The sequence below is a fragment of the Paenibacillus gyeongsangnamensis genome (genome assembly GCF_027533625.1).
In the GTDB taxonomy this organism is placed as follows: Bacteria; Bacillota; Bacilli; order Paenibacillales; family NBRC-103111; genus Paenibacillus_G; species Paenibacillus_G gyeongsangnamensis.
In genome coordinates, this window is record NZ_JAQAGZ010000012.1 from 89,822 (window position 1) to 103,628 (window position 13,807).

Genomic DNA, 13,807 nt, shown 5'->3' on the forward strand with positions numbered 1-13,807 from the left:
ACAGAGCGGAGGGATAGAGGAATGGCTCGAATCCTGGTCGTGGACGATGATCCCCATATCCGGGAGCTGGTCCGGGTGTTTATGCAGAAGGAAGGCTTCGCGGTGTCGGAGGCCTCGGACGGAAAGGAGGCGCTGGCCGTACTGGAGAAGATGCAGGCGGACCTCGTCATCCTGGACGTCATGATGCCGAACATGGACGGTTGGGAGCTGTGCCGGGAGCTCCGGGAGCATTATGATCTTCCCCTGATCATGCTGACCGCAAAGGGGGAAACCTCGCAGAAGGTGAAGGGCTTCGAGCTGGGCACCGACGACTATCTCGTCAAGCCGTTCGAGCCGGTGGAGCTCGTGATGCGGGTGAAGGCGCTGCTGAAGCGCTACCAGATCGCAGCCTCTCAGACGGTGCATATCGGCGATTTAATCATGAACCGAAACACCTTCGAGGTATCGGCCGGAGCCAGGAGCGTGACGCTGCCGCTGAAGGAGTTCGAGCTGCTCTACAAGCTGGCGAGCTACCCCGGCAAGACGTTCTCGCGGGACCAGCTCATCGAGCAAATCTGGGGATTCGATTACGAGGGCAACGAACGGACGGTGGACGTGCATATCAACCGGCTGCGCGAGCGTTTCCCCGAAGAACGTCACCGGTTCCGGATCAGCACGATCCGCGGGCTCGGATACCGTCTGGAGGAGGTGCAGCCCTCGTGACGAAGCGTACCCGAAGGCAGGGATGGATCGGCTTCTTGAAGGTGGCCGGCGTATTTCTGCTTTTGTTCGTTTATTGGTCAGCCGCTTTTTTTGCGGGTAACGCGGTGTATGGCCGGATCGGCTGGTATCCCGGGGCTTGGGCCAGCCAGCTGTTGACCTCAGTTGTCGGGTTTGTGCTCTGGGGCGCAACGATGTACATTGTGGGACGAATGATCCACTCCAGGCAGATCGATTTCTTCAAAAATCTGATCGATGCCGTTCGACGGATCGCTAAGGGTGAATTCGACGTCGCCCTCGATGCAGGCGGCCAGGAGGCGCCGTTTCACGAGCTGGTCGACAGCTTCAACCACATGGCCGTCGAGCTGGGGCAGATCGAGAAGATGCGGCAGGAGTTCATCTCGAATGTATCTCATGAAATTCAGTCTCCGCTGACCTCCATCAGCGGCTTCTCCCGCCTGCTGCAAAGCGAGGAGCTCACCTCCGAGGAACGCAGGCATTACCTCGGGATTATCGAAGCGGAGAGCCGGCGCTTGTCCAAGCTGAGCGACAATCTGATGAAGCTGACCTCGCTGGAATCACAGCACCATCCTTTCGAACCGAAGCGCTTCCGTCTGGATAAACAGCTGCGCAATCTTATTCTGGCCTGCGAGCCGCAGTGGATGGAGAAGGGGATTGACTTAAACATCGATCTTGCACCCGGCTTCTGCACCGGAGACGAGGATTTGCTGAGCCAGGTATGGACGAATCTTCTCTATAACGCGATCAAGTTTACACCGCCCGGCGGTACGATCGGCGTGACACTGACGTTTCAGGCCGAAGCGGCGAAGGTGGAGATTTCCGATACGGGTATCGGCATGTCGGAGGAGGATCAGGCACACGTCTTCGAGCGGTTCTTCAAGGCCGACCCTTCCCGGAACCGGGCCTTGGGCGGCAGCGGTCTTGGCCTGTCCATCGTGAAGAAAATCGTGGAGCTGCACCAAGGCTCGGTGGAGGTGCGGAGCCGGCTCGGAGAAGGCTCCGTCTTTATCGTTCGACTTCCTTAATTCCCCGCAGCGCAGAGGGAGACGCAAAGCCAAAGGGCCTGAACCGCATAAGCTCACTCTGTAGAACTGGCACAACCGGGAACGGGCAGTTCAAATTCGAACGTTCGGATTTCAATTGGACCGGCTCCGAGGCGACGTTAGTGTTCAGGGGATATGAAAACGGAGTTCTTATCGTTGGCCAAGCGACGGTCAAGGTACAGATGTAACCTAATCATACAGCCCTCTTGGTGCCGTATCGGGGATTTTTCCCGAAACGGGGCCAAGAGGGCTTTTTTTAGTTGATAAGTTGTAAGACAAGGACGGCGTAGACGTTTATCCTGGCAAGAAGAGCCGAAAATGCATCTTACACGAAAGGTACAAGTATGGAAGGAAGTATTCGGAAAAAATAGACTTATCTCTTTATGGCACCGCATACGCGCAAGATTTAAGACAAAAAAGACGAACGATTGGGTTGATAAATTCGGTAATCCTATGTATTATTAATATAGATTGAAGATCAAACCATCCGGATCGATTTTGGCTCTAGAAGGTGATCCCATGCCCGTAATAGACTCTAACGAATACAAGAAGAAGCTATGTCACTTGTACAATGAGGTTGCCAAAGAGTTGTTCGGGTTCGGCACGACCCTGCTGAAAGCATCAATCGATCAGAACATCGTTACGTTCCATGCCAAGCACCGGCGTTCTCCGCGCTCTACGGCGCTGGAGGGGGAAGCTCCCACGCTGAAGCACGAGGTCGACTTCTACATGTCGTCGATCTACAAGAAGCGGGTGAGGGAGAAGCTGGAGCAGGAGCTGGGGCTCTCGATCGAAGCGGTGCTCCGCGATTACGATCCTCCCACGCAGTGGGCCATCACGAACGTGATTTTGAAAGAAACCGAATAGCGCAGCCGGCGTTTCTCTTTTGATCTATCTTAAGAGGAAACCGCAACGAATACGAACGGATGTCGCTTGCTCATTGTTTACAATGAAAAGTGCTCTTGTTAGAAGCTTTTTTTCTACAAGGGTGCTTTTTCTTTATTATATAGAACATTGTGGTTTAGTTTGAATCTCGTCACAAATACTAGTACAAATTTTGCAAGGGGTTCAGGGTTTACAAAGAGCATCTTATCTTAATGTTCCATTCCGGGAGGACGATTGATGATGAAAAAACAAATGGTTCGCGGCTTACTTTCTCTATCTTTAATAGGTCTCGCTTTGACCGGCTGCGGCGCACCGGCCAAGGACCAGGCGGGCTCCGGCGCGGCTGCGGGTACGACGGCTCCGAAGGGCGAACCGACGCAGCTCGTGATCTCCACGTGGGGCTTCTCCGACGATTTCTTCAAGAAGGAAGTGTACGCTCCGTTTGAGAAGGCGCATAACGTGAAGATCGTGCTCGATACGGGCAACAACAGCGACCGGCTCAACAAAGTGCGTCAGGGCACCTCGAATGTGGACCTGATCTACCTGTCCGACTATTACGCGCAGCAGGGGATCGAGGCAGGCTTGTTTGAGAAGATCGACCGCAGCCGCATCCCGAACCTGAAGGACATTTACGACCTGGCGAAGGCGCCGCTCGGCGAGGACTACGGTCCGGCTTACACGATTGGACAGCTCGGCATCGCGTACAATCCGAAGACGGCGGGCATGGAGATCAAATCGTGGAGCGACCTGTGGAGCCCGGGGCTGGCCAAAAAGCTGACGATTCCGAACATTACCTCTACCAGCGGTCCGATGATGCTCGATATGGCTTCGGTTGCTGCGGGAAGCACGAAGTTCGACGCGGATAAGGCTTTTGCCAAGATGAAAGAGCTGAACAAAGGCGTCGTGAAATATTACGGACAAACCTCCGAATTCGTGAATATGTTCGCGCAAGGCGAGATCGCCGCGGGACCGATCATGGAAATGTACATGAAGGATATCAAAGCCGCTGTGCCTGATGCCAAATTCGTTACGCCGCAGGAAGGCGGATATGCGATCATGAACACGGTCAACGTGGTCAAGGGCAGCAAGAACAAGCAGCTGGCCGAGGACTTCATCAACTGGCATCTGAGCAAGGAAGTGCAGGAGAAGTCGGCCAAAGCGAAGGTTGACTCCCCGGTCAACACGACGATGCAGCTTACGGGTGACGACACGAAAGGCATTACGTACGGCGCCGACGTCGTGAACAAGCTCCGCAAGCTGGACATGAAATTCGTCAACCAGAACCTCAAGAGCTGGATTGACCGCTGGAACCGCGAAGTCACCCAATAATATCGGACATTTCAAGGGTATGTGTCGATGAAGCATGTACCCTTGAATTTTGTCCGTCGATACCAATTTATAAGTTTTCGGAACTTATAGCTTCGCATCAACCTTGATAAACGCGCTAGTCCTTGTAAGTCAAGGACGGCGTAGCCGTTCAGATTGACGAGAAACCCTAATATGCTGAAAAATGCCAAAGGTGTAGGTGGGGTATCCCCTGTAGGAGCGATAGCGTCCGCCTTTGTTATCGGAAAATTACCGCTGTATAAAGTATTAATTGAAAGTTTTCCGATAACAACAGCGGCCGGAAGGGGATACCCCACCGGGTACCAAGGCAGATTTCTCTATTTCATGGGTTTCTCTACAGCCTGGACGGCGTAGCCGTTTATCCTGATCGAACGGAGCAAGCGGCAGGCACTTCAACCGGAAAGGGGAATTTGGGATGCAAAAGAAGGTCATCCTCGACGTCGATACGGGGGTGGATGATGCGCTTGGTATGCTGCTGGCGATCTTCAGCGGACAGCTGGACATTCTCGGCATCACGACGGTGAACGGGAACGTCTCGCTGGATCAGGCGACCGTGAATACTTGCAAGATTCTGCAGCTGGCGGGCATGGACCGGCATATCCCCGTCATTAAGGGAGCGAACAAGCCCTTGATGCGGCCGGCGCACTTCGAGCATCGGGTGCACGGGGCCGACGGGATCGGCGGGGCGCTGCGCGACATGCCGGTGCATACGCAGCCGTTCGAGGGGTTCGGGCCCGATTATATCATCGAGCAGGTGCGGAAACATCCCGGCGAAGTGACGCTGGTGATGACGGCGCCGCTGACGAACCTTGCAATCGCTTTGATGAAATATCCGGAGCTGGTCCGTGAGGTGCGCGAGGTGATCGTGATGGGCGGCGTCGTATCCGGCTTCGGCAACGTGACCCCGACGGCGGAATACAACATTTACGTCGATCCGGAAGCCGCGAAGCTGGTGATGCAAGCCGGATTCCCGTCGCTTACCCTGGTCGGGCTGGACGTGACGCGGCGCGCGCTGCTGACCGAAGAGCATCTTCGCGAGCTGGGCGACAGCCCGCTTGCCGATTACGTGTGGGTGAGCACTGCCGATTACATGAAGCGTTACCACGAGCGCAACGGCGTGCGGGCGTGCGCGCTGCACGATCCGCTGGCGGTCGGCGTAGCCCTGAACCGGGAGCTCGTGACGACCCGTCCGTACTATGTCGATGTCGAGACGAGAAGCGAGCTGTGCGACGGGCAGACGGTCTGCGATTTCCAGAACCGGCTGGGCCGGGAGCCTAACGTGCAGGTATGCACGGACGTCGACGCGGACGCCTTTCTTCAGCTGTTTACCCGTACGCTGCGGGCCTAAGGATCTAAGGAACAGGAGAATTCTGACATGAAGAAGACGTACTTATCCCTATTGCTGCTGCCGGGCTTCTTGTTCCTGGCCGTATTCATGCTGGTTCCGATCGTTCTCACGATAGGCTCGACCTTTGCGGATCAGGGGCGGATCTCGCTCGGCGGCTATTTGCACTTTTTCCGGGACCCGTATTTTATCAAAATCTTATGGACGACCCTCCGGGTCAGCCTGGTGACGACGGCGCTGTGCATTCTGCTCGGCTTCCCAGTCGCCTACTACATCTCGCGCCAGGGCGCAAGACGCAAGGGGTTGCTGCTGGCGCTGGCGATCTTCCCACTGCTTACAAGCTCCGTCGTCCGTTCGTTCAGCTGGATGATCATTCTCGGCAAGAAGGGACTGCTTAATAACGCCCTGATCGCGATCGGTCTCATCAAGGAGCCCCTGGACATTCTGTATACGCCGGCGGCGATGATGATCGGCCTCGTCCATTTGTTCCTGCCGCTCATTATTATTACGCTGGTCGGCGTCATGGAGAACATCGATCCGGATCTGGTGAAGGCCGCGGAAAGCCTCGGGGCGGGCCGTTTCAAGGCGTTCTGCCAGGTGATCGTGCCGCTCAGCGTGCCGGGCCTCATCATCGGCAGCATCCTGGTGTTCGTCGGCAGCCTGACGGCTTATACGACACCGGCCCTGCTCGGGGGCAAGCAGCGGGTGATCTCGACGTTCCTGTACCAGAACGCGATTACGCTCAACGACTGGTATTCGGCTTCGGTCATCGCCACGATCATGATCGTCATTACGTTCCTCGTCATCGGCATCATGAATAAGATCGCCAACAAATTGAATCCGAAGGGGTAGGAAGGGATGAAGGAGAACAATCGCGGACTGGGCCTGTTTACGCTGCTGGTGTATATGTTCCTGCTCGGCCCGCTTGTCATTATCGCCGCCGCTTCGTTCGAGCCGGGGAGCGTCCTGAAATTTCCGCCCACCGGACTCTCGTTCAAGTGGTACCGCAATATTCTGGAAGTCAGCCTGTTCATGAAGACGTTCTATACGTCCATTCTCGTCTCCTTGGCGGGCAACGTGCTGGCGCTGCTGCTCGGGGTTCCGGCGGCCTATGCGCTGAGCCGGTTCCAGTTCAAGGGGAAGGAGGCGCTGAATGCGCTCTTCATCTCCCCGGTGCTCATTCCCGGGATCGTGCTCGGCTTCACGATGCTGAAATATTTGATCGCCACGTACCATCTGCCGATCTATGCGGCGCTCTTGTTCGGGCATACGGTCATCATGCTGCCGTTCATTATCCGCGTCATCGCGTCGAGCCTGTCGAACTTCGATTTCGCAGTGGAGGAAGCGGCGCTCAGCCTCGGGGCGGGGCACCTGAAGACGTTCTTCAAGGTCGTGCTCCCGAACATCAAGTCCGGCATTATCGCCGCGGTGCTCATCGCGTTCCTGGAATCGTTCAACAACGTCGATATTTCCGTCTTCATGACGGGACCCGGGGTCAGCACGCTGCCGATCCAGATGCTGACGTATGTGGAGAACCATTTTGACCCGACGATTGCCGCCATATCGGTGCTGCTCATGCTGTTTACGGCTGTCCTGATGTTCCTGATCGAGCGTCTGATGGGGCTGTCCTACTTTACCAAACGATAACGGAGGCCTGAAGTCCATGGCATTACTATCCCTGGAAAATATATCGGTTGCCTATGACCAGAACTATATTCTGAAGGATTTCAACCTGAACGTGGAGCAAGGAAGCCTCATCTCCCTGCTCGGTCCGAGCGGCTGCGGCAAGACGACGACGCTGCGGCTGATCGCCGGCTTCCTGGAGGCGAAGGACGGCCGCTTCACCCTCGGCGGCAAGGATTACACGCGGGTTCCCGTGAACAAGCGGAACTTCGGCTTCGTGTTCCAGAGCTATGCGCTGTTCCCGCACCTCTCCGTGTACGACAACGTCGCCTTCGGCCTGCGCCTTCGCAAGGTCGGCGGGGCGGAGCTCGACCGCCGCGTGCGCGCGATTCTGGACACCGTCAGCCTCGCGGGCTTCGAGAAGCGGTTCCCGAAGGAGCTGTCCGGGGGCCAGCGTCAGCGGGTCGCGATCGCGCGGGCGCTCGTCATCGAGCCGGATCTGCTGCTGTTCGACGAGCCGCTCAGCAACCTGGACGCGAATCTGCGCGTGAACATGCGCGTCGAGATCCGCCGCATTCAGCAGGAGCTCGGCATTACGACCGTCTACGTATCGCATGACCAGGAGGAATGCTTCTCGATCTCCGATCAGGTGGCGATCATGAACAAAGGCGTGATCGAGCAGCTTGACCGGCCTTCCACCATCTTCAAATACCCGAAGACGGAGTTCGTCGCCCGGTTCATCGGCTTCACGAATTTTATCGCATTCGACGAACGGACCGAGAACGCCGACCGGATCGCGCTCAAGGCCAAAGGCCATGCATTTGCCGCGTCGAAAGTACCGGGGCGGGGTGAACAGAAGGGCCTGAAGGGCGCCATCCGCCCGGATGATCTGATTCTCGGGACGACCGAGGAGCTTGAGGCGGGAGAGAACCGGCTGACGGGACGGGTAAAGGTCAGCACCTTCCTTGGCCGGAGCTATCAGTATGTGGTGGAAACCGGGCTGGGCGATTTGACCGTGAACAAGGAAATGGAAATCCCTTATACCGCGGGGCAGGAGGTTCGTCTTCTGCTGCCTGCCGATAAGTTGATTCTCGTAGAGTAGTTTAGCGGACTTGGAGGTCAGACCTATGCGCGTCGATTTGCTTATTGAGGATGTTCAGATTTACAACAGCTATTTCAAGAGGTTCATGCGGGGCAATGCGGCCGTGCTGGACGGCAGGTTCTTCTATATCGGTCCGCGGGGAGCGGACAGCTTCGAAGCGGAAGAAGTGCTGCAGGGGCAAGGCCGGTTTATGATTCCGGGACTTATCGATATTCATCTGCACATCGAGAGCACGATGGTAACGCCGGAGACGTTCTCGTACGGGCTCATCAAGAACGGCGTCACGACGATCGTTCCGGAGCCCCACGAGATGGCCAATGTGTTCGGACTGGACGGCGTGAAGGAAATGATCAAGGCAAGCCGCGGCTGTGTGGCCGACATGTTCTATGCCATCCCGAGCTCGGTGCCGGCGACTTCGCTCGAAACGACCGGAGGCGCGATCGAGATCGCGGATATCGACGAGCTGCTGCGGACGGAGCCGATCATCTGCCTCGGCGAGATTATGAACTACGTGGAGGTCATCACGGACCCCGAGTGCAAGACGAACCGAATTTTGGACCATATCCGGCGTCATTATCCTCATCTCATTATCGAGGGCCACGTGCCGAAGCTGCTGGATCTGGACCTGCACCGGATTCTGTACAGCGGGGTCGATTCCGACCATACGCACCAATCGATCGAAGGCATGGAGGCCCGCATCGCGGCCGGGATGTTCATCGAGATTCAGGAGAAATCGATGACGGACGAGGTGATGGATTATTTGATCCGGAACGACATATCCGAGCATTTCTGCTTCGTCACGGACGACGTGATGACCGATTCGCTCCAGCGCCGGGGGCACTTGAATCATATCGTGCGCAAGGCGATCGGGATGGGCATGAAGCCGGAGCTGGCGATCTACGCCGGCACCTTCACCCCGGCAAAGCGGATGCGGATGACCGACCGCGGAGCGATCGCTCCGGGCAAGATCGCCGACTTCCTGCTGGTTTCCGACGTACAAGAATTGACCATTGATCAGGTGTTCAAAAAAGGGCGAAGCGTCTACGATTCGCGCCGGCCTTATGTTCAGCCGGTATCGGACCCGGCCTTTCCACCACATTATTACAGAAGCGTGCAGCTGTCGTCGCTTGCGGAAGAAGATTTTTCCGTCCGCCTCGGCAATTTGGAGGACGGCCGTCATATTTGCCGCGTCATGCTGGTGAAGAACGGCTCGACCTTTACGGAGGAGCATCATGCCGAGATGGAGGTACGCGGCGGGGTGCTCCGTTGGGAGGACAGCGGCTACGGCCTGATCGCTACCTTCGAACGGTACGGTAAAGGCGGCAGCCGGGCCCTCGGCCTGATCGGCGGCGATACGATACAGCGCGGAGCGGTGGCGACGACGTATTCGCACGACAACCACAACCTGCTGGTGGTCGGGCGGAATTCGGTCGATATGACGATCGCCGCCAATATGGTGATCGGCATGCAGGGCGGCTTCTGCGTCGTCGAGGATGGTAAGGTGCTGGCTCGGCTGCATTTGCCAGTCGGCGGCATTCTGACCGAGGCTTCCCTGGAGCAGACGGCGGCGGAGGTGGAGCGGCTGCGCAAGGCGATGGAGTCGCTCGGGTACAACCACTACAACCCGATCATGTCCATCAGCACGCACTCGCTGCCGGTCAGCCCGGCGCTGAAGATCACCGACTACGGGCTGATCGATGTGAATGCGGGCAAGGTCGTTCCGTTATTGGTCGATAAATAGGTTTAACGGAGAACCGCCGGGGGAGATTTGCGAATCCCCCGGCGGTTTTTGTGTCTTTCCGGCAGGGAGGCTTCAAAAGATCCTAATCTTTGCAAAAGTGTATAAGCCCCTCTTGGACCAATATGGGGCCGATGCACAAAAGTGCAATTGATCTGCGGGCAGGAAGGGAGTATGAATAAGATGACGGCTTATTTATTCCTAAGGAGAAAGATCCATGACGACAACCAAACGAGACTTCCAAACGACGGACTACGGGGCTGTACCGGATGGGGTTACCCTCTCGACGGGAGCCACCCAGCAGGCCATCGATGCAGCGGAGGCGGTCGCGTTATTTTTGCTCCGGGGTTTTACTGACGGGGGCGGTCTTCTTGAAATCCCATGTGGAGCTGCATGTGGCCGAAGGGGTCGAGCTGCGCGGAGCGTGGACGAGGAGGCCTATCCCTCCCTATGGTCGCGTGTCGCCGGCATTGAAATGGACTGGCACAGCCCACTGCTGAATATTTGCGGCCAGCAGCACGCGGCTATTACCGGAGAAGGCCTGATCAACGGTCAAGGCGAGTATTGGTGGCATAAATATTGGGGGGCCGACCGGCTCGGCGGTATGCGGAAGGAGTATACAGCAAAGGGGCTCCACTGGGCGGTGGATTACGACTGCAAGCGTCCGAGAAACGTGCTGGTGCTTAACTCCTCGGATATTCGGCTGGAGGGGCTGACGCTGATCCGGTCGGGCTTCTGGAACGTGCATATTTGCTATTCCGAGCGCGTGAAGGCGGACGGCCTGACGATCAAGGACAATCCGGGGCCGAGCTCGGACGGGATCGATATCGACTCCTCCTCCCACGTGCTGGTCGAGAATTGCTATATCGATTGCAATGACGATAACCTGTGCGTCAAATCGGGCCGGGATTCGGACGGCCTCCGCGTGAACCGGCCGGCGGAGCATATTGTGATCCGCAACTGCGAAACCGGATGCGGCGGAGGTATTACGATCGGCAGCGAAACCTCGGGCGGCGTCCGGGACGTGGAGATTTATAACATCAAGGCGAGAGGCACGGATAACGGGCTTCGTCTGAAGTCGGCGCGTGTCCGGGGCGGACTCATGGAGAACATCCGGTTTCACCATATCGAGATGATCGACGTGCCGCATCCGTTCAGCTTCCAGCTGAATTGGAATCCGAGCTACAGCTATGCGAAGCTTCCGGACGACTGGGAGGGAGAGATTCCAGCCCACTGGAAGGCGCTGGCCGAACCGGTACTGCCGCCGGAGCGGAGCATCCCCGAATTTCAGAGACATCGAAATCTCCGATGTGATCGTGAAGAGCGCTTCACCGGACGGAACCGATAGAGCCCACGGCAAAGCCGGCTTGTCCGAGGCTTTCGACGTGGAAGCGTACCCCGAGAAGCCGATTCCGCCGGCTTCACTGGAGGAATGTGACTATCGAGACGCAAACGGCGGGCTCAATCGCTTATGCCGAGGATTGGACGATGGACAATGTGATTGTCCGGACGCAGGACGGGAAGCCGGTGCAGCTGAAGAACTGCAGCCGCGTGGAGCTGCCGAGGTTTGAGCGGCTGGCCGAGGAAACGGTGCGGCAGGATTCCGGAAAGGAGAGCGCATCATGAAACGAGTGATCTATCGGGCGCAAATGAAAGAAGGCCGGGAAGCCGCTGTGCTGGAAGGTATCCGGCAGGGGCGCTATGCGCGGCCTTACGTGGACGGCGACCGGCTGATGACCGCGGCGGTCTACCGCTGGGAGCGGAACCTTTTTCTATACATGGAATGCATGGAAGGCGAGCCTGTGCCGGAGGAGCTGGTCGGGCGGGTGCACAAAGACCTGGAGGATTGGCCGGGCCAAGCGGAGAAGCGGAAGTGGGTCCCGATGGCGGACGTGTTTCATTTCAACGAGCCCGTGTCGGCGGAGCATTGGCGCAGGAAGTCGCCGGTGGAGCGGCGGGGCGGCCGGGTCGCCCATCTGAAGCCGGAGATGATCGGCAGTTATATTTATTACCATTATCAGCTGCAGGAGGAGCGGGCCTTTCCGGGAGAAAAGTATGAAATCATCGCCATGCACGAGAATCTGCTATTCGGTTATCAAGAGTTTCCCAAGGTGATGGAGGAGCCCCTGTCCTCGAAGAAATTGCAAACCAAAGGGACGCCCGAGAACTGGGCCGACGCCCGGATGGATTTGCATTTTCAGCCTTGGCCTGACGGGCATTTATATTTCAAACCGATTGATCCAGTCTTTGCGCTGTACTATGAAGACATGGCTAACGAGTAGAGGAGCGGGGAACAGTATGCTGGTCAATATACGGGATTTCGGCGACGCCGGCGACGCGGTGACCTTGGATACGAAGAGCATTCAAGCGGCGATCGACTATTGCGCGGAGCAGGGCGGGGGAACGGTCCTCGTCCCGAAGGGAGACTATTTGTCCGGAACGGTGATGCTGAAATCGAACATCACCCTTCATCTGGATGCGGCGGCCAGGATCGTCAGCAGCATGGAGGAGAAGGATTTCGTCTCCCCGTACGGGGAGGAATCGGACAGCTCTGCGCTCAGCGAGGGCCAGGGGAAGAACGCCTTGCTATGCGCGCACCATGCGGACAAGGTGGCTATTACGGGCCCCGGCACCATCGACGGCCGGGGGGAGCATTTTTTGGAGGTGGAAGACGGGGGCAGCGACTACGTGCTGCTCCCGATCAAGCCGTTCCGGCCGAAGCTGGTGGATTTCGAGGGCTGCACGGATGTGCTCTTCCGGGACGTGACGCTGTACCGCGCCTCCTCCTGGGGTCTTCATTTGACCGGCTGCCGCCGAGTGAACGTGCAGGCCGTCAAGATTCTCGGCCAGCAGCGGGGCCCGAACAACGACGGGATCGATCCGGACGGCTGCCGGGACGTACACATCTCCGATTGTCATATCGAGACCGGAGACGACTGCATCGTAGTGAAAAACACCAAGTACGCCGCAGAGCGTTACGGCCCTTGCGAGAACATCACCGTGACGAACTGCACGCTGGTTACCCATGACAGCGCGGTGAAGATCGGGACGGAAACCCATGGAGATATCCGCAATATCGTAGTATCGAACTGTATCATTCGAAACTCCAACCGTGGGCTTGGCATTTGGGTCCGGGACGGAGCGACGGTGGAAAATATCTTGTTCTCCAATATTTTCATCGAAACGCGGTTGTTCAGCGACGAAACGGAGACGTCAAGATCGCTGCGCTGGTGGGGGAAGAGTGAGCCGATCTTCATCACGGCGGAGAGAAGAAGCGGCAGCGACAGGGCTCCCGGCAAGATCCGGAATATCCGCTTCGACCATATTACGGCCGAAGCCGAAGGCGGCGTTTATCTGGAAGGGTCCGAGGAGAGCGTCATCGAGAATATTTCCATCCGCGGACTGAAGCTGTCGATGCGGAAGAAGAGCGGTTATCCCGGGGGGGTATTCGATACCCAGCCGTCCGCAAGGGGCGTCTTTCCCCACCACATCCCGGCGGTCTTCTGCCGGTACGCGGCGAACGTGAAGCTGGACGATGTGGAGGTTACATGGGACGGAACCCCGAATGAGCACTGGTCGAACGCCCTGTATGCCGAGCAGGTCGAGCGGCTGACAGTTCGCGGCTTCCGGGGAGCGCCGGCTCGAGAGGATGAAGCGGCCATCGAGCTTCATACGGTACGGGAGCTGAGCGTGGAAGGCTGCAAAGCGGAAGCGGGAACCGGCGTGTTCTTGGCGCTGCAGCAGGTGGACCCGGACGAGCTGTTCGTAAGCGGCAATGACTTCTCCCGGGCCCGGACGGCAGTACAATTCGCCGGCAGGGAGCAGGAGGATTACTTTGCGGCCGGCAACCAGATGCCCAAATCCGAATAAGCTGTCCCAATGCTCCTTTCCGGTCTCCGGAGAGGGGCATTTGCGCTGTGCGGGTTGTCTTTCATTCCATACCGGGCTATTGTATAATAACTTGAAATCCCGCTGCCCCGGAGCAGACGCCAGTGGAGGTTAAA

General features: G+C 57.4%; 13 protein-coding genes. All 13 read left to right on the top strand.

Annotated elements, in window-relative coordinates; translation table 11 throughout:
• Positions 1-21 precede the first annotated feature (21 nt).
• A complete protein-coding gene (locus O9H85_RS18980; RefSeq protein ID WP_269882989.1) occupies positions 22-702 on the top strand; it encodes a response regulator transcription factor in 681 nt (226 codons plus the stop codon).
• Positions 699-1,745 (top strand): sensor histidine kinase, encoded by a 1,047-nt coding sequence (locus tag O9H85_RS18985; RefSeq protein WP_269882990.1) that lies wholly within the window; start codon positions 699-701, stop codon positions 1,743-1,745. The genes O9H85_RS18980 and O9H85_RS18985 overlap by 4 nt, the downstream gene beginning before the upstream one ends.
• Before the next feature lie 537 nt (positions 1,746-2,282).
• On the top strand, positions 2,283-2,630 hold the full coding sequence (locus tag O9H85_RS18990; RefSeq protein WP_269882991.1) for a DUF2294 domain-containing protein: 348 nt from the start codon (positions 2,283-2,285) through the stop codon (positions 2,628-2,630).
• A 255-nt stretch (positions 2,631-2,885) separates the two neighbouring features.
• Positions 2,886-3,977 (top strand): ABC transporter substrate-binding protein, encoded by a 1,092-nt coding sequence (locus O9H85_RS18995; protein ID WP_269882992.1) that lies wholly within the window; start codon positions 2,886-2,888, stop codon positions 3,975-3,977.
• Positions 3,978-4,410: 433 nt separating this feature from the next.
• On the top strand, positions 4,411-5,343 hold the full coding sequence (locus tag O9H85_RS19000; protein ID WP_269882993.1) for a nucleoside hydrolase: 933 nt from the start codon (positions 4,411-4,413) through the stop codon (positions 5,341-5,343).
• Positions 5,344-5,370: 27 nt separating this feature from the next.
• Positions 5,371-6,192, top strand: a complete 822-nt coding sequence (locus O9H85_RS19005) for an ABC transporter permease (protein ID WP_269882994.1) — start codon at positions 5,371-5,373, stop codon at positions 6,190-6,192.
• A gap of 6 nt (positions 6,193-6,198) precedes the next feature.
• Positions 6,199-6,987, top strand: coding sequence for an ABC transporter permease (locus O9H85_RS19010; protein ID WP_269882995.1), 789 nt, complete (start codon positions 6,199-6,201; stop codon positions 6,985-6,987).
• Between the two features lie 16 nt (positions 6,988-7,003).
• Positions 7,004-8,065, top strand: a complete 1,062-nt coding sequence (locus O9H85_RS19015) for an ABC transporter ATP-binding protein (RefSeq protein ID WP_269882996.1) — start codon at positions 7,004-7,006, stop codon at positions 8,063-8,065.
• Between the two features lie 25 nt (positions 8,066-8,090).
• The gene (locus O9H85_RS19020; protein ID WP_269882997.1) at positions 8,091-9,806 is read left to right on the top strand and encodes an adenine deaminase C-terminal domain-containing protein; all 1,716 of its coding nucleotides are present in this window, start codon (positions 8,091-8,093) and stop codon (positions 9,804-9,806) included.
• A gap of 214 nt (positions 9,807-10,020) precedes the next feature.
• Positions 10,021-11,151: a glycoside hydrolase family 28 protein gene (locus O9H85_RS19025; RefSeq protein ID WP_269882998.1), complete on the top strand. Its 1,131-nt coding sequence runs from the start codon at positions 10,021-10,023 to the stop codon at positions 11,149-11,151.
• Between the two features lie 86 nt (positions 11,152-11,237).
• Positions 11,238-11,429 carry a hypothetical protein gene (locus O9H85_RS19030; protein WP_269882999.1) on the top strand — a complete coding sequence of 64 codons (192 nt, stop codon included), beginning with the start codon at positions 11,238-11,240 and terminating at the stop codon, positions 11,427-11,429.
• Positions 11,426-12,085, top strand: coding sequence for a hypothetical protein (locus O9H85_RS19035; RefSeq protein WP_269883000.1), 660 nt, complete (start codon positions 11,426-11,428; stop codon positions 12,083-12,085). The genes O9H85_RS19030 and O9H85_RS19035 overlap by 4 nt, the downstream gene beginning before the upstream one ends.
• 16 nt (positions 12,086-12,101) lie before the next feature.
• The gene (locus O9H85_RS19040) at positions 12,102-13,673 is read left to right on the top strand and encodes a glycoside hydrolase family 28 protein (protein WP_269883001.1); all 1,572 of its coding nucleotides are present in this window, start codon (positions 12,102-12,104) and stop codon (positions 13,671-13,673) included.
• Positions 13,674-13,807 lie beyond the last annotated feature (134 nt).